The sequence below is a fragment of the Modestobacter versicolor genome, from assembly GCF_014195485.1.
Taxonomy (GTDB): domain Bacteria; phylum Actinomycetota; class Actinomycetes; order Mycobacteriales; family Geodermatophilaceae; genus Modestobacter; species Modestobacter versicolor.
Genome location: NZ_JACIBU010000002.1, coordinates 464,880 through 480,552 on the forward strand (window position 1 = coordinate 464,880; position 15,673 = coordinate 480,552).

The following is a 15,673-nucleotide window of genomic DNA, read 5'->3' on the forward strand; positions in this document are numbered from 1 at the left end:
TCCGTGCCCCGTCGGTGCGCTGCTGCGCCACCGCCGCGCCCTGCTCGGGCGCGGAGGGAGATCATGACCGAGGCACGGGGCACGGCGCAGCGGTTGTCCACACCTTCGGGTGGGCCGCTCGGGCCCCGGTCACCCGGCTGCCACACTGGCGGGCACCTCAGACGGGAGACACCGACCCCATGGCCACCCAGCGCTTCCTGACCCTCGACGACGTCGCGGAGATCCTCAACGTCTCCTGGTCGCAGGCCTACGCGCTGGTGCGCCGCAAGGAGCTGATCGCCATCCAGATCGGCGGCCGGGGCCAGTGGCGGGTGGAGAAGGACGAGCTGGAGCGCTTCATCCAGCAGAAGTACGCCGAGGCCCGCGCGACCACCGGCGCCGACGAGCCGGTGCCCGACGACGCCGAGGTCGACTCCCCCAGCTGACCGACCCGGGCGGTCAGCCGACCGCCGGCGACGACGTCCGGACGGCGACGACCGCCCGCAGCGGTAGTGCCCGCACCGCCTGCACCGCGCCCCGTCGGCGGGGCTGGTCCAGCGGGTGCTCGGCCAGCTCGACGAAGTCCGCGCCCACCCGGTCGAGGGTGCCGGTCAGCACGCCGCCGTCGACGAGCAGGCAGCTGACCGCGGCCCGGTCGCGGGCGAGCCCGCGCAGTGCCCGGCGGAGGTCCAGCCGCCGGGCCACCTCCCCGGCCTCCGACGCCGGCGCGGTGACCGTGCCCAGCCCGCCCACGGCCGTCACCGCCTCCGCCGCCAGCAGCAACTCCCGCGCCTGACCGTCGACCAGCAGCAGCCAGTCCACCCCCACGTCGACGAGCCGCCCGGCCAGCTCACCCGCCCCCCGGCAGCGCACCGACAGCTGCTGCCCCACCGCACCCCGCAGCCGGTCGGCCAGGAGCACCCGCCCGAACTCGGCGCGCGCCCGGGAGGGCTCCTCGGCCTGCTCCGCGGCGGCCTCCTGCTCGGCCACCTGGGCCTCGAGGTCGGCGAACAGCTGCTCCCAGCGCATGGCGGCAGGCTATCCCGTCCACAGATCCATGCATTTGGTTGCGTTTGCTTGCGTTGATGGTGTTTCGTCAGGCGACAGGAGGTGGGGCATGTCGCTGCGACGCTGGGCCGGGACGACGGTCGTGATGTCCGCCGTGGCCTGGCTGCTCTGGGCGCTGGGTCCCGCGCTGCCCGAGCTGCGGGCGGCGGCGACCGACCCGCAGGGGCTGGTCGACCGGGCGGGCGCCGACGCCCTGCTGCTCGTCGTCGTCCCGGTCCTGGCCTGGCTGTGCTGGGCCTGGGGCGCGCTGGGCCTGCTGCTCACGGTGGCCTCGACGGCACCCGGGTGGGGCGGGCGGCTGGCCGGCCTGCTGCTCGGCGCGGTGCTGCCGGCCGGGGCCCGCCGGGCCGCCGCCCTGGCGCTCGGCCTGGGGCTGGCGGCAGCCGCACCGTCCCTGCTGCCGCCGCCCGGCCCGCCGGTGGTCGCCACGGTGACCGCCGCTGCCGGCGGAGAGCTCGGGGAGCCCGCACCAGCGCTCCCCGTCGACTGGCCGAGCCCCGCGTCCGCGGACGCGGTGCCGGACTGGCCGGGCGTCCCGGACTGGCCCGGGCCGGCACCCGGGGACCACGTCGTCGTGCGCGGCGACTGCCTCTGGGACATCGCCGCCGCGTGGCTGCACCGGACCGGGCCGGCCGCGCCGGTCGGCGACGCCGACGTCCACCGGGCCGTGCAGGCGTGGTGGCAGGCCAACGCCGACGTCATCGGGCCCGACCCCGACCTCCTGCTGCCCGGTCAGGTGCTCCGGCCACCCGGCTGACGCACCGACCCGCCCCCGTCCCCACCTGCCGTCCGGCACCGCCGAGGAGAGCTCGCATGACCACGTCCACCCACCCCGCGCTCGCACCGTCGGCGCCGGCACCTGCGCCACCGCGTCCGCGGTTGCACCTGGTCGTCGTCCCGACCCCGGGGCCGCCGCTGGCGGACGAGCGCGAGGCCGTGCGCCTGCTGGTGCCCGGGCGGCGCACCCGTCGCCCGGTGCCGCCTCCGGGCCCGCGCCCCCGCCGCGACCTGCCGGTCGCCGCCGGGGACGCCGCCGACTTCGGGCCGACCTGGTCCCGGCGCGCCGAGCTGCCCGACCCGCAGGCGGTGGGACGGCGGCTGGTCACCGTGACGCTGGAGGCCTTCGCCGGGCGCCGGCCGGTCGGCCAGTTGCAGCCGCTGGTCAGCCCGGCGCTGTTCACGGCGCTCAGCGAGCGTCGTCGCCCGGGCTGGTGCACCACCGGCACCGCTCCGCTGCTGATCAGCTCGGTGCGGGTGTGCGAGCCGGTGGACGGCGTCGCCGAGGTCAGCGCGGTGGCGCGTCGCGGTGGCCGAGCCCACGCCGTCGCCGCGCGGCTGGAGGGCATCGACGGCCGCTGGAGGTGCACCGCCCTGCAGATCGGCTGATCGCAGCCCGGACAGCAGGACGCCCCGCCGGCCAGCTGGCCGACGGGGCGTCCTCCACGTCGTTGCTCGTCACGGCCCCGTCCGGAGGCTCGCCCCGAGCTTGCGAGGGGTGAGAGGGACGGGGTCCTTGTTCACGCGCCGGCGGCGCCGTGGCACTGCTTGTACTTCTTGCCCGAGCCGCAGGGGCACGGGGCGTTGCGCGGGGTCTCCTTGGTGCCGGTGATGGTCGCCGACTTGGCCGCCTTCGCCCGGCCGCCGTCCTTCGCCGAGGCGTCCAGGCTCGGGGCGCTGTAGGTCAGCGCCGCCGGCTTGGGTGCCTCCAGCCCCTTGACCGCGAGCTCCGGCCCGGTCCCGGTGCCCGTGGACGCCGGCGCCTCCGCCGGGGCAGCGGCGGTCGCGGCGGCCGGGGTGGCCTTGCGGGTGCGCCGGGCCGAGCCCGTCGTCCCGTTGCCGGTCGACGCGGGCGCAGCAGCCGGAGCGGCAGCCGGTGCAGCCGACCCGTTGCCGTTGGACGCCGGAGCAGCCGGCGGGCTGACCTCCGGGGTCACCGCCGGAGCAGCGGCGGCCGCCTGGGCGGCCTGGGCCGCGGCCTGGCGGGCCAGCACCGCCTCCGTGCCGGCCTGGGCGCGGGCGAGCGCCTCGGCCTCGGCGGCGGCCTGCTTCTCGGCGGCCTCCGCGGCCTGCTGCTCCTTGGTCTTCACCTCGAGGTTGAACAGGAAGCCGACGGACTCCTCCTTGATGCCGTCGAGCATCGCGTTGAACATGTCGTAGCCCTCGCGCTGGTACTCCACGACCGGGTCGCGGTTGGCCATCGCACGCAGGTGGATGCCGGCCCGCAGGTAGTCCATCTCGTAGAGGTGCTCGCGCCACTTGCGGTCGAGCACGCTGAGCAGCACCCGGCGCTCCAGCTCGCGCATGACCTCGGCGCCCAGCGTCTCCTCGCGGGTCTCGTAGGCGGCGTGCACGTCGGCGAGCAGCTCCTCCTTGAGCACGTCCGCGGTCAGCGCCGACTGGTCGCCGTCGGCCACCCGGTCGAGCATCTCCTGCTGGTCCAGGCCCACCGGGTAGAGCGCCTTGAGCCCGGTCCACAGCTGGTCGAGGTCCCAGTCCTCGGCGTACCCGGTCTCGGTCGCGCCGTTGACGTAGGCGCTGACGACGTCGTCCACCATGCCCTGGACCTGCACGTGCAGGTCCTCGCCGTCGAGCACCTTGCGGCGCTCGTCGTAGATGACGGTGCGCTGCCGGTTGAGCACCTCGTCGTACTTCAGGACGTCCTTGCGGATCTCGAAGTTCTGCTGCTCGACCTGGGTCTGCGCCGAGCGGATCGCCCGGCTGACCATCTTGGACTCGATCGGCTGGTCGTCGGGCACCCGCAGGGTGGTCATCATCGACTCGAGCATCGGGCCGTTGAAGCGGCGCATCAGGTCGTCGCCCAGCGACAGGTAGAAGCGCGACTCACCCGGGTCGCCCTGCCGGCCGGAGCGACCGCGGAGCTGGTTGTCGATGCGCCGGCTCTCGTGCCGCTCGGTGCCCAGCACGTACAGGCCCCCGGCCTCGGTCACCTGGTCGTGCTCGGCCTTGACCTGCTGCTTGGCCGCGGCCAGCGCGTCGTCCCAGGCCGCCTCGTACTCCTCCGGCGTCTCCGCCGGCGAGAGGCCCTTGGCCCGCAGCTGCTCGTCGGCGATGAACTCCGCGTTGCCACCGAGCTGGATGTCGGTACCGCGGCCGGCCATGTTGGTCGCCACCGTGACGCCGCCCAGCCGCCCGGCCATCGCGATGATCGCGGCCTCACGGGCGTGGTTCTTGGCGTTCAGCACCTCGTGCGGGATGCCGCGCTTGAGCAGGTACTTGCTCAGCACCTCGGACTTCTCGACGCTCGCGGTGCCCACCAGCACCGGCTGCCCGGCCTCGTGCCGCTCGGCGATGTCCTCGACGACGGCGTCGAACTTCGCCTTCTCCGTCTTGTAGATGACGTCGGCGCGGTCCTCGCGGACCATCGGCCGGTTCGTCGGGATCGGGACGACGCCGAGGGAGTAGGTCTGGGAGAGCTCGGCGGCCTCGGTCTGGGCCGTACCGGTCATCCCCGACAGCTTCTCGTAGAGCCGGAAGTAGTTCTGCAGGGTGATCGTGGCGAGGGTCTGGTTCTCGTCCTTGATCTGCACCTTCTCCTTGGCCTCGATGGCCTGGTGCATGCCCTCGTTGTAGCGGCGCCCGGCCAGCACGCGGCCGGTGAACTCGTCGACGATGAGCACCTCGCCGTTGCTGACGATGTACTGCTGGTCCTTCTTGAACAGCTCCTTGGCCTTGAGGGCGTTGTTCAGGTAGCCGATCAGCGGGGTGTTGACCGCCTCGTAGAGGTTGTCGATGCCGAGCTGGTCCTCGACGAACTCGACGCCCTCCTCGGTGATCGCGACCGTGCGCTTGGACTCCTCGACCTCGTAGTGCCGGTCGCGCTTGAGCAGCGGGGCGATCCGGGCGAACTCGCCGTACCACTTGGCGCTGGTCTCGGCCGGGCCGCTGATGATCAGCGGGGTGCGGGCCTCGTCGATGAGGATCGAGTCGACCTCGTCGACGATGGCGAACGCGTGCCCGCGCTGCACCAGGTCGTTCTTGCTCCACGCCATGTTGTCGCGCAGGTAGTCGAAGCCGAACTCGTTGTTCGTGCCGTGGGTGATGTCGGCGGCGTACTGCTCGCGCCGGACGGCGGGCTGCTGGCCGGAGACGATCGTGCCGATCGACAGCCCCAGGAAGCGCTGCACCCGGCCCATCCACTCGGCGTCGCGCTGGGCGAGGTAGTCGTTGGTGGTGACCACGTGCACGCCGTCGCCGGACAGCGCGTTGAGGTAGGCCGGCAGCACACCGGTCAGGGTCTTGCCCTCACCGGTCTTCATCTCGGCGATGTTGCCGAGGTGCAGCGCCGCGCCACCCATGATCTGCACGCGGTAGTGCCGCTGGCCCAGGGTGCGGGTGGCCGCCTCGCGGACCACGGCGAACGCCTCGGGCAGCAGCAGGTCGAGGGACTCCCCGTCGCCGTACCGCGCCTTGAACTCGTCGGTCTTCGCGCGCAGCTCGGCGTCGGTCAGATCGGTCACGTCGGGCTCGAGGGCCTCGACCGCTTCGGCGATCTTGGACAGCCGTCGGACGATCTTGCCCTCGCCGGCACGCAGGATCTTGTTGAACACCACGACCCCAGCGTAGGCGGCCGAGCTGGGAAGCGGTCCCGGCGCGGCCGGAGCACCTACCCGGATCGGGCGCTCCGTACCGTCCGTGGACGTGTCCTCCCCCACCGCACCCGTGTTCGGCCCCGGTCTGGTCACCTTCCTGACCGAGCGCCACCTGGCCACGCTGACCACCCTGCGCGCCGACGGCAGCCCGCACGTCGTCCCCGTGGGCGTCACGTTCGACGCCGCCACCGGCACCGCCCGGGTGATCACCTCCGGCACCTCGGCCAAGGCCCGGCACGTGCGGGCCGGGCAGTCGCGGGTCGCGGTCTGCCAGGTCGACGGCAAGGTGTGGACGACGCTGGAGGGCACCGCGGTGGTGCGCGACGACCCCGCCTCGATCGCCGACGCCGAGGCCCGCTACGCCGTCCGGTACCAGGAGCCGCGGGTCAACCCGGCCCGGGTCGTGCTGGAGATCTCGGTGGACCGGGTGCTGGGCAACGCGGAACGCTGGCGGGCCCCCGAGCAGGAGGCGCAGTGACCGGCATGGACCTGAGCGGCACCGACCTGACCACCGAGGTGGTGCGCACCCCGCGGCTGGTGCTGCGGCCCTTCCGCGAGGACGACGTCGACGCGGTGCACGCCGCCTGCCAGAGCCCGGACATCGCCCGCTGGATCTCCTCGATCGCGGTGCCCTACACCCGGGCGGACGCCGAGGCGTTCGTCACCGGGGAGGCACCCGCCGCGCGCCGGGAGGGCACCGGCCTGACCGTGGCGATCGAGGCCGACGGCGTGCTGGTCGGCGCGAGCGGGGTGCACCGGATCGGCCAGCACCCGCTGGGCCCGGAGGTCGGCTACTGGATCGCGCCGGAGGCCCGCGGCTCCGGCTACGCGGCCGAGGCGGCGCACGCGCTGGCGGAGTGGGCGATCGGGCTGGGCGCCCCGCGGGTCTACCTGGTGGCCGACGTGCTGAACACCGGCTCGCAGCACGTGGCCCGCAAGGCCGGCTTCACCCAGGAGGGCGTGCTGCGCTCCTACCTGCACTACCGGGACGGCAGCCGCGGGGACGCGGCGCTGTTCTCGCGCATCCCCGGCGACTGAACGGCAGCGACTGAACGGCGGCGAGCCGCCCTCCGCGGGTGCGGAGGGCGGCTCGCCGGACGTGCCTCAGGCGACCGGTCAGACGGTCGCGGGCTGTCGCTCCCCTGCGGCGCCGGCCATCGCGATGGCAGCGGCCGAGGCGGCCCCGTCCCCGGGATCGACCGGGGTGCCGAGGCGGATCAGGCCGTAGTCGAAGGCGTGCCGTCGGTAGACGACCGACGGCTGGCCGGTGTCGGCGCAGAGGAACATGAAGAAGTCGTGGCCGACCAGCTCCATCTCGTAGAGGGCCTGGTCGACGTGCATCGGGGTGGCCGGGTGCACCTTCTCGCGGACGATCCGCCCGGGCAGGTGCTCGTCCAGGTCGGTGACGAGCGGGGCGTCGGTGGCCCCGGTGTCACCGTCGAGCGCGGGTTCCGGGGCGCTGCTGACCCCGATCGGCGCGTCGTCGGTGAGCAGCTGACCGACCGGCTGGTCGACCGCCACCGCATCGACCGGCACGGCGTCGACGCGCACGCTGGGTGGCGTCCGCCGGCCGTGGTGGACGCGGCGGCGGTCGTTCGCCCGCCGCATCCGGTTCTCCAGCTTCCCGGCCGCGAGTTCCAGCGCGGCGTAGAAGTCGGGGGCGCAGGCCTCCGCGCGCGCCACCGGGCCCTTGCCGCGCAGCGTGATCTCCACGCGCTGGCAGTTGGCCGCCTGACGGGGGTTCTTCTCGTGCAAGAGCTCGACGTCGATGCGGATGACCTTGCCGTCGAATCGTTCGAGCTGGCCGACCTTGTCTTCCACATGGGTGCGGAAGTGCTCGGGCACCTCGACGTTCCGACCTCGGACCACGATCTCCATGAGACCTCCCGGTTGAGCGGGCTGTGATCACCCCGACGCTAGACGCCTTCCCCGGGTCCCGACACCGGAACGACGCTGTGCGTTCGGCCGGAGTTCAGCCACGCACCGTGAAGGCCCCTGCTGGGACGGGCGTTCCCGCTGCCCGGGCCCGTCGCGGGGTCGCTGCGACGACCGCGGCCAGCACCGGCGTGTCCGCCCGCCGGGTCGGCGTGTCGCGCAGCGCCCGGGCCGCCTCGGTCAGCGTCGCCCCGCTGGTGACCACGTCGTCGACCAGCACCAGCCGGCACCCCGGCGGCAGCCCGGCCCGCGGGGGCAGCGCCCGGAACCGGCCGGCCAGGTTCGCCCGCCGCTGCGCGGCGTCCAGCCCCGCCGAGTCGCGGACCCGGCGCCCGGGCGCCCGGCCCAGCAGCTGCGCCGTCCGGGCGGGGACGCCGGCGGCCCGCAGCTCGGCTGCCGCCGCCTCCGCGAGCTCGCGCACGTGGTCCCGGCCGCGACGCCGCACCGCCGCGGCCGAGCTGGGCACCGGAACGAGCAGCACCGGGCCGGCACCGGGCGGCGCACCGGTGAGCACCGCGGCGGCGGCCAGCGCCAGCGCCGTCCCCAGCGGCGCGGCCAGCTCGGCCCGGCCGTGCTCCTTGAACGCCAGCACCGCCGGGCGCACCGGCCCGGCGTAGCCGCCGGCGGCGACCGTCGGCGGGAAGCCCGGCGGGTGCCGGCGCGGCTGGGCCAGCCGGGGCCGGGTCAGCAGCAGCGCGCAGCGGCGGCAGAGGACGGCGCCGGGCACCGCGCAGCCGGCGCAGGTGCGCGGCAGCACCAGGTCGGCCAGCGCCCGGCCACCGGCCAGCAGCACCCGCACGCCGTCCACCCTGCCGGTCGGCCGGCGCCGCGCGGGTGGTCCGGGTGGTGGCTGGGGACGGCGGCGCGGCTGGGGACGGCGGCCGGCGCCGCGGGCCTCACATCGGGTAGAACGGCGCCCCGCCGGGCCGCGGCTGCTGACCGCGGACGAGGGTCACCCAGTTGCCGCCGGCCAGCTGCCACATGGTGCCCTGCGCGCTGACCAGCGGCTGCCGCCCCGGCGCCGCGGCCAGCGCGGTCGGCTGGTCCGGCAGGCCGGACGCGGTGGTCTCCTGCAGCTCCCAGCCGTCGACGCCGACCGTGTACGGCACCGTCCGGCCGGTGCTCGGGTCGGCCGCCAGGAACATCAGCAGCCCGGCGTTGCGCCAGGCCACGTCGGTGACCTGGCGGACGCTGGGGGCGATCGAGCGCAGGTCCCGGACGCTCACGGTGTCCTCGTCGCGCACGACGGTGCCGATGTAGAGCTGACCGCCCGAGGTGCCCTGCACGACGACGGCCGCGCGGACGCCGTCCGGCGACAGCTGGAAGGCCGTGGCCCGGCCCAGCCCGGGCAGCGTCGTGGCGCTGACGGTCTGCGGCGTGCTGCCCGCCGGCTGCCGGACCACCTCGCTGCCGTTGCGCACCGTCCACACCTCCGAGCGGGTGCCGGCGGTGGTGGGCTCGGTGAAGCTGTCGCCGGTGAGGACCGGGGCCAGCTCGCCGCCGTAGGGTCCGGCGAAGAGCGTGGCCGGCGCACCGGACGGCGACAGCGTCGTCGACACCCCCGCGGTGAGCCCGAGCTCGCTGGTGCCCGCGTCGACCGACACCGCGGCCGAGGCGAGCTGGTAGCTGCCGGCCCCGGCCGGGCCCGGCGCCGCGGTGCCGTCGGTGGCCAGCCGCAGGGCGCCGCCCTCCAGGTAGTGCCCGACGGCGCCGGCCGGCGCCAGGTCCGGGTCGAGCGCCGCCCAGTCGTCGGTGGTCAGCCGGTCGGGCAGCCCGGGCAGCCCCAGCTCCTGGCCGTCGCGGAGCACGCGCACCGACTGCAGCCCCAGCTGCTGCTGGACCAGCGACCAGGTCAGCTGGGCGGCCGCGGCCTCGACGGTGCCGTCGGCGACCTCGCCGGGCCAGCTCAGGTCGACCGTCGCGGTGGTGCCCGAGACGCTGACGGTGCTGCGCAGCCGGGCGCCGGCCAGCGGGTTGGTCACCCCGGCCGCGATCAGCGGCGCCGCACCGGCCAGCAGCTTGTCGACCAGCGCGGTCGACTGGGCCTCGCCGCTGACCAGGTAGCGCGGGTCGGGGACGACGCGGGTGCCGGTGGGGTCCAGGAAGTAGGCGTTGAGCTGGTCGTAGGTGCGCGTGAAGTCCGGCTGCAGCAGGAGCAGCCCGTCGGGCGGGTCGGTGATCCGCCACTCGCCGGACTCGTCGGTGACGGTGAAGGTGCGGGTGTAGACCGAGCCGGTGCCGACGGTGAACACCCCGCGGTCGTCGAGGGAGCCGACCAGCGTCCCGGTGACCTGCACGGTGCCCGACTCCAGCTGGACGGCGGCGTAGTCCTGGCTGATCACCGTGACGACGTCGCTGTCGTTCCAGCTCGTGGCGACGCCCTCGGCGAGGTACTGCCGGGCCACCGGGTGGTTGCGCACCACGCTGGCGCTGGCGTCGATGAACCCGCGCACCACCTCCTCCGGCGTCGCGCCGGCCTCCGGGGTCAGCGGCTCGACGCCGACCGCGACGTCGGTGGGCTGGGCGACCTGGGTGATCTGGATCGTCGGGGAGGCGCTGGGCACCGTGCTGCAGCCGGCCAGCAGGGCACCGAGGACGGCGGCCACCGCCGTCCGCCGCAGCCGGGTCACGCGCGGTCCCGCGGCGGGCGCAGGAAGGGCGGCCGCAGCGGCAGCGGCGAGCTGGTCAGCTCCCCGCCTGCCGTCATCGGCACGGTCAGCCGGAACTGCGCCCCCTGCCCGGGCAGGCCCCACACCTGCAGCCAGCCACCGTGCAGGCGGGCGTCCTCCAGGCTGATCGACAGGCCCAGTCCGCTGCCGCCGACGCTGCGCACCCGCGCCGGGTCGGCCCGCCAGAACCGGTCGAAGACGTGCTGGGCGTCGGCGGAGGTGAGCCCGATGCCGTGGTCGCGCACGGTGATCGCGACCGCGGTGGCCGAGGCGGCCAGGGTGATCTCGACCGGCTTCCCGGTGCCGTGCTCGATGGCGTTGCCGACGAGGTTGCGCAGCACCCGCTCGACCCGCCGGCCGTCGACCTCGGCGATGACCGGGACGGGCGGGACGGCGACCTGCAGCTCGCAGTCGTGCCGGGCGGCCAGCGCGCTCATCCCCTCCGCGACCCGGCCCACGAGCGGCACCAGGTCCTGCGGCTCGGCCTCCAGCACCGCCGCGCCGGCGTCGTAACGGCTGATCTCCAGCAGGTCCGACAGCAGCATCTCGAAGCGGTCCAGCTCGGCCCGGAGCAGCTCGGCGGAGCGGGCGACCGCCGGGTCGAAGTCCTCGCGCGCCTCGTGCAGCACCGCCGCGGCCATCTGCACCGTGGTCAGCGGGGTGCGCAGCTCGTGCGAGACGTCGGAGGTGAACCGCTGCTGCAGCTGCGAGAGCCCTTCCAGCTGGGTGATCTGCCGCTGCAGGCTGTCGGCCATCGCGTTGAAGCTGGTGGCCAGCCGGGCGAGGTCGTCCTCGCCGCGGACCACCAGCCGCTCCTCCAGGTGCCCCTCGGCCAGCCGCTGGGCGCTGCCGGCCGCGCGGCGCACCGGGTCGACCACCAGCCGGGTCACCAGCACCCCGATGCCGGCGACGAAGAGGGTGAGCACGGCGCAGGTGATGACGACGGTGCTGCGGATCCCCTCCAGGCTCTCCTGCTCCTGGTCCAGCGGGAAGGCGAAGTAGACCTCCACCCGGTCGCCGCCCTGCCCGTCGGTGGGCACCGGCGCACCCACCAGCAGGGTGGGCACCGGGTCGCCGTCCCGGTCGGGCACCGGGGCGTACCGGTAGGCCTGCGCGCCACCGGCGACCTCGGCCCGGAGGTCGTCGGGGATCGCCGGGTAGATGTCCGGCCGGCTGGCCGCCGGCCGCGGGGCGTCGCCGGAGAGGTAGACCATCACGACGTCGAAGTCGCCGGCCGCGCCACCGCGCGACCGCAGGTTCTCCACCGTGCGGGACAGCGTGCTGCGCACGCTCGCCGAGTCGCCGGTGGCGATCCCGCCCACCTCGGTCTGGGCGTACTGCACGCCGGACAGCGACTGGTCGACGGCGGCCTGCCGCTTGGCGCCCAGCAGCTGGTCGCTGATCTGCCGGAACAGCACGAGGCTGACGATGACCACCAGGACACCGGCGACGAGCATCGTGATCGCGCCGACGCGCAGCTGCAGCGAGGCCCGCCAGGCGTGCACCGCCCGCCGGACCAGCCGCGCGGTGCGCACGACCGTCCGTCGCCGGGTGCGGGTCAGCCGCCGGCCGGCACCGGCGCGCAGCTGCGCCACGGTGCGCCGGGGGCGCGCCGCGCGGTCGGGTGGGGCCGGGGCCGCCGGGACGTCGCCGGCCTGGTCGACCGCCGGGGGGCCCGTGGTGGTGCTCACGGCCGCAAGGGACCCCAGGTCACGGTGGACCCGCCTTGTAGCCCACGCCGCGCACCGTCAGCACGACCTCGGGCTTCTCCGGGTCGCGCTCGACCTTGGCCCGCAGCCGCTGGACGTGCACGTTCACCAGGCGGGTGTCGGCGGCGTGCCGGTAGCCCCAGACCTGCTCGAGCAGCAGCTCGCGGGTGAAGACCTGCCGCGGCTTGCGGGCCAGCGCGACCAGCAGGTCGAACTCCAGCGGGGTCAGCGCGATCGGGACGCCGTCGCGGGTGACCTGGTGCGCCGGGACGTCGATCTGCACGTCGCCGATCGCCAGGCTCTCGGCCTGGCCGTTCTCCCCGCGGCGCAGCTGCGCGCGGACCCGCGCGACGAGCTCGACGGGCTTGAACGGCTTGGTGACGTAGTCGTCGGCGCCGGCCTCCAGGCCCTGCACGATGTCGATCGTGTCGCCCTTGGCGGTGAGCATCACGATCGGCACGGTCGACTGGGTGCGGATGTCGGCGCAGATCTGCAGGCCGTTGCGGCCGGGCAGCATCAGGTCGAGCAGCACCAGGTCGGGTCGGAGCTGCTGGAACGTCGCAACCGCCCGGGCGCCGTCGGAGACGAACGCCGGTTCGTAGCCCTCCCGGCGCAGCACGATGCCGAGCATCTCGGCGAGAGCGGCGTCGTCGTCGACGACGAGGACACGGCCGCGGTTGGCGCCCTGACTGGGTGCGGAAGGTGGCACGCCGCCATTGTGCGCGATCACAGCGAGATCACGGTCCGCCCCGCCCGGGGAATCCCCCGGGCGGGGCGGAGGTGAGCTGCTGGAACGGCCTGGCCGCAGGGTCCCGCGGCGCGCGGAGCGTGTCGCGGGGGGCGGCCAGGTCCTTTCAGTAGCGGTAGTGGTCGCTCTTGTACGGGCCCTCGACCGGGACGCCGAGGTAGTCGGCCTGCACCTTGGTCAGCGTGGTGAGCTTGACGCCCAGCGCGTCGAGGTGCAGCCGGGCGACGTGCTCGTCGAGCTTCTTCGGCAGGACGGTGACGCCGGGGGTCTTGCCCTCGTAGGCCGCCCGGTTGTTCCACAGCTCGATCTGGGCCAGCGTCTGGTTGGAGAACGACGCGCTCATCACGAAGCTCGGGTGCCCGGTGGCGTTGCCCAGGTTCAGCAGCCGGCCCTCGGAGAGCACGATGATCGTGTGGCCGTCGGCGAACCGCCACTCGTCGACCTGCGGCTTGATGTTGGTCTTGGTGATGCCCGGGGTGCGGGCCAGGCCGGCCATGTCGATCTCGTTGTCGAAGTGGCCGATGTTGCCGATGATCGCCTGGTGCTTGGTCTGGCCCAGCTGCTCGGCCGAGATGATGTCCTTGTTGCCGGTCGTGGTGATGACGATGTCGGCCTTGCCGATGACCTCGTCCAGCGTGGTCACCTCGTAGCCGTGCATGGCGGCCTGCAGGGCGTTGATCGGGTCGATCTCGGTGACGATGACCCGGGCGCCCTGGCCGCGCAGCGACTCCGCGCAGCCCTTGCCGACGTCGCCGTAGCCGCAGACGACCGCGACCTTGCCGCCGATCATCACGTCGGTGGCCCGGTTGAGGCCGTCGATCAGCGAGTGCCGGCAGCCGTAGAGGTTGTCGAACTTGCTCTTGGTGACCGAGTCGTTGACGTTGATCGCCGGGAAGAGCAGCCGGCCGTCGCGGGCGAGCTCGTAGAGCCGCAGGACACCGGTGGTGGTCTCCTCGGTGACGCCCTTGATCTCCTTGCCGATCCGGGTCCAGCGCTGGTCGTCCTCGGCCAGGCTGCGGCGCAGCACGTCGAGGATCACGCCGTACTCCTCGGAGTCGGCGTCGGTGGTGTCCGGCACGGCGCCCTCGGACTCGAAGCGGGTGCCCAGGTGGACCAGCAGGGTCGCGTCGCCGCCGTCGTCCAGCAGCATGTTCGGGCCGACCACGGTGCCGTCGGCGTCGGTGAACTCGAACAGGCGCTGGGTGCACCACCAGTACTCCTCCAGCGTCTCGCCCTTCCAGGCGAAGACCGGGACGCCGGCGGGCTGCTCGGGGGTGCCGTCGCCGACGACGATCGCCGCGGCGGCGTGGTCCTGGGTGGAGAAGATGTTGCAGCTCACCCAGCGGACGTCGGCACCGAGCGCGGTCAGCGTCTCGATGAGCACCGCGGTCTGGATGGTCATGTGCAGCGAGCCGGCGATGCGGGCGCCGGCCAGCGGCTGCTCGTCGCCGTACTCCTCGCGGAGGGCCATCAGGCCGGGCATCTCGTGCTCGGCGAGGCTCATCTCCTTGCGGCCGAAGCCGGCGAGGGAGAGGTCGGCGACCTTGAAGTCGCCGTCGGTCAGTACGCGGGTGCCAGTGCTGGCGGTCATGTCGCTCCAGTGTCCGGCCCGGCCCCGGGTGGGCGGGCGCTGTCGGTCGCTGAGTGCTGAGCGAGCATGCCGAGGCTTCGGCGGGGCTCGTGCCGTCTCCCAGGGTAACCCGCACCGCCGGCGCCCCGGCTCAGCGCGGCGGGTGGTGCGGACCGGGCGTCAGCGGAGGGAGGTGGTGGCGCGGTACAGCACGGCCGGGCCGCGCGCGGTGACCGGCCGCCCGGCCGGCACGAACGCCGACTCGCCGCGCTGCAGCACCAGCTCGCCGTCGGTGGTGGCCAGCACGGCGGCGCCCTCGGTGCACAGCAGCACCTGCGGGCCGCCGGTGGTCAGCACCCCGGGGTCGACGTCGACCTGGCAGCGGGTCAGGTCGAAGTCGTCGACCGGCACCGGGTAGCGCAGCCCGCCGGGGCCCAGCACCGGGTGGAGCACCGGCACCTTGCCGTCGGTGAAGTCGAGCACCTCGATGAGGGCGGCGAGGTCGACGTGCTTGTTGGTCAGGCCGCCGCGCAGCACGTTGTCCGAGCTGGCCATCACCTCGATGCCGGCCCCGCACAGGTAGGCGTGCAGGTTCCCGGCGGGCAGGAACACCGCCTCGCCGGGCGCGAGCCGCAGGTGGTTGCACATCAGCGAGATCACCACGCCCGGGTCACCGGGGTAGGTCTCGGCGAGGGAGGCCGCCCAGCGGTAGGTGTTGATGAACTCCGGGTCGTGCGCGGCGACGAAGCCGGCCGCCCGCTCGGCGACGGCGCGCACCAGCGACTCCCGCCGCCGGGCGGAGAGCGCCAGCAGCTGCGGGATCGCCGCGCGCAGCCCCCCGCGGGCCAGCGCCGCGATCGTGGGCATCAGCTCGGGCAGCTGCAGCTTCGCCAGGCAGTGCAGCGACTCCTCCACCGGCCGGAAGCCGCACAGCGCCTCGACCGGGGTGAGGGCGCAGAGGATCTCCGGCTTGTGGAACGGGTCCTTGAAGGTCCGGGTCGCGTCGTCGCGCGGGATCCCGGCGGCCTCCTCGGCGGCGAAGCCGACCTCGGCCTGCGTGGTGGTGGGGTGCGCCTGCAGCGACAGCGGGGTGTCGGCGGCGAGCACCTTCATCAGGAACGGCAGCCGGGCGCCGAACCGCTCGTGCACCGAGGGCCCGAGCAGCACGTCGGGCTCGGCGGAGATGGCGGCGTCCAGCGGGCGGCCGTCGGACAGCACGCTCGGCTGGTCGGGGTGGGCGCCCATCCACAGCTCGGCGTAGGGCTGCTCCGCCGGGGAGGGCTCACCGAGCAGCTCGGGGATGACCGTGTGCGAGCCCCACGGGTAGTGGCGGACCGCGTTCGTCAGCTGCCACATCGAGGCGGAGGCTACCGGGGTCGACGTCA

14 protein-coding genes are annotated in these 15,673 nt (G+C 74.4%); 5 read left to right on the forward strand and 9 right to left on the reverse strand.

Annotated elements, in window-relative coordinates:
• Positions 1–179: 179 nt before the first annotated feature.
• Positions 180–425 (forward strand): helix-turn-helix domain-containing protein, encoded by a 246-nt coding sequence (locus tag FHX36_RS22210; RefSeq protein WP_110553198.1) that lies wholly within the window; start codon positions 180–182, stop codon positions 423–425.
• A 13-nt stretch (positions 426–438) separates the two neighbouring features.
• Here FHX36_RS22210 and FHX36_RS22215 read toward each other — a convergent pair whose 3' ends face one another.
• Positions 439–1,008 carry a hypothetical protein gene (locus FHX36_RS22215; RefSeq protein ID WP_110553197.1) on the reverse strand — a complete coding sequence of 190 codons (570 nt, stop codon included), beginning with the start codon at positions 1,006–1,008 and terminating at the stop codon, positions 439–441.
• Between the two features lie 88 nt (positions 1,009–1,096).
• Here FHX36_RS22215 and FHX36_RS22220 point away from each other — a divergent pair, with 88 nt between their 5' ends.
• Positions 1,097–1,804, forward strand: coding sequence for a LysM peptidoglycan-binding domain-containing protein (locus FHX36_RS22220; RefSeq protein WP_110553196.1), 708 nt, complete (start codon positions 1,097–1,099; stop codon positions 1,802–1,804).
• Between the two features lie 56 nt (positions 1,805–1,860).
• Positions 1,861–2,433 carry an Rv3235 family protein gene (locus FHX36_RS22225; RefSeq protein ID WP_110553195.1) on the forward strand — a complete coding sequence of 191 codons (573 nt, stop codon included), beginning with the start codon at positions 1,861–1,863 and terminating at the stop codon, positions 2,431–2,433.
• Positions 2,434–2,564: 131 nt separating this feature from the next.
• On the opposite strand, the gene secA is transcribed toward FHX36_RS22225, so the two are convergent.
• Entirely contained in the window at positions 2,565–5,618 is a 3,054-nt protein-coding gene (gene secA, locus FHX36_RS22230) for a preprotein translocase subunit SecA (protein WP_110553194.1), read from the reverse strand.
• 88 nt (positions 5,619–5,706) lie between these two features.
• Between secA and FHX36_RS22235 the strand changes: the two genes are divergently transcribed.
• Positions 5,707–6,135, forward strand: coding sequence for a PPOX class F420-dependent oxidoreductase (locus tag FHX36_RS22235; RefSeq protein ID WP_110553199.1), 429 nt, complete (start codon positions 5,707–5,709; stop codon positions 6,133–6,135).
• 5 nt (positions 6,136–6,140) lie between these two features.
• A complete protein-coding gene (locus tag FHX36_RS22240) occupies positions 6,141–6,695 on the forward strand; it encodes a GNAT family N-acetyltransferase (protein WP_246407545.1) in 555 nt (184 codons plus the stop codon).
• 78 nt (positions 6,696–6,773) lie between these two features.
• On the opposite strand, the gene hpf is transcribed toward FHX36_RS22240, so the two are convergent.
• From hpf to manA, 7 genes are all read right to left on the reverse strand, one after another.
• Positions 6,774–7,535: a ribosome hibernation-promoting factor, HPF/YfiA family gene (gene hpf, locus FHX36_RS22245; RefSeq protein WP_110553192.1), complete on the reverse strand. Its 762-nt coding sequence runs from the start codon at positions 7,533–7,535 to the stop codon at positions 6,774–6,776.
• A 94-nt stretch (positions 7,536–7,629) separates the two neighbouring features.
• Positions 7,630–8,391, reverse strand: a complete 762-nt coding sequence (locus FHX36_RS22250) for a ComF family protein (protein WP_343056707.1) — start codon at positions 8,389–8,391, stop codon at positions 7,630–7,632.
• A 97-nt stretch (positions 8,392–8,488) separates the two neighbouring features.
• Entirely contained in the window at positions 8,489–10,222 is a 1,734-nt protein-coding gene (locus FHX36_RS22255; RefSeq protein WP_183514383.1) for an LpqB family beta-propeller domain-containing protein, read from the reverse strand.
• Positions 10,219–11,952 carry an MtrAB system histidine kinase MtrB gene (gene mtrB / locus FHX36_RS22260; RefSeq protein WP_110552954.1) on the reverse strand — a complete coding sequence of 578 codons (1,734 nt, stop codon included), beginning with the start codon at positions 11,950–11,952 and terminating at the stop codon, positions 10,219–10,221. Before mtrB ends, FHX36_RS22255 begins: the two co-directional genes overlap by 4 nt.
• Before the next feature lie 19 nt (positions 11,953–11,971).
• Positions 11,972–12,679 (reverse strand): MtrAB system response regulator MtrA, encoded by a 708-nt coding sequence (gene mtrA / locus FHX36_RS22265; protein WP_110552953.1) that lies wholly within the window; start codon positions 12,677–12,679, stop codon positions 11,972–11,974.
• 145 nt (positions 12,680–12,824) lie between these two features.
• Positions 12,825–14,309, reverse strand: coding sequence for an adenosylhomocysteinase (ahcY, locus tag FHX36_RS22270; protein WP_110552952.1), 1,485 nt, complete (start codon positions 14,307–14,309; stop codon positions 12,825–12,827).
• 159 nt (positions 14,310–14,468) lie between these two features.
• Complete coding sequence (manA, locus tag FHX36_RS22275) at positions 14,469–15,644, reverse strand: mannose-6-phosphate isomerase, class I (protein WP_110552951.1); 1,176 nt, start codon at positions 15,642–15,644, stop codon at positions 14,469–14,471.
• Positions 15,645–15,673: the final 29 nt, after the last annotated feature.

What these genes read in the sequence shown, in the direction of transcription:
- FHX36_RS22210 (WP_110553198.1), top strand. Translation starts at nt 180, where the DNA reads ATGGCCACCCAGCGCTTCCTGACCCTCGACGACGTCGCGGAGATCCTC.
- FHX36_RS22215 (WP_110553197.1), bottom strand. Translation starts at nt 1,008, where the DNA reads ATGCGCTGGGAGCAGCTGTTCGCCGACCTCGAGGCCCAGGTGGCCGAG.
- FHX36_RS22220 (WP_110553196.1), top strand. Translation starts at nt 1,097, where the DNA reads ATGTCGCTGCGACGCTGGGCCGGGACGACGGTCGTGATGTCCGCCGTG.
- FHX36_RS22225 (WP_110553195.1), top strand. Translation starts at nt 1,861, where the DNA reads ATGACCACGTCCACCCACCCCGCGCTCGCACCGTCGGCGCCGGCACCT.
- FHX36_RS22240 (WP_246407545.1), top strand. Translation starts at nt 6,141, where the DNA reads ATGGACCTGAGCGGCACCGACCTGACCACCGAGGTGGTGCGCACCCCG.
- hpf (WP_110553192.1), bottom strand. Translation starts at nt 7,535, where the DNA reads ATGGAGATCGTGGTCCGAGGTCGGAACGTCGAGGTGCCCGAGCACTTC.
- ahcY (WP_110552952.1), bottom strand. Translation starts at nt 14,309, where the DNA reads ATGACCGCCAGCACTGGCACCCGCGTACTGACCGACGGCGACTTCAAG.
- manA (WP_110552951.1), bottom strand. Translation starts at nt 15,644, where the DNA reads ATGTGGCAGCTGACGAACGCGGTCCGCCACTACCCGTGGGGCTCGCAC.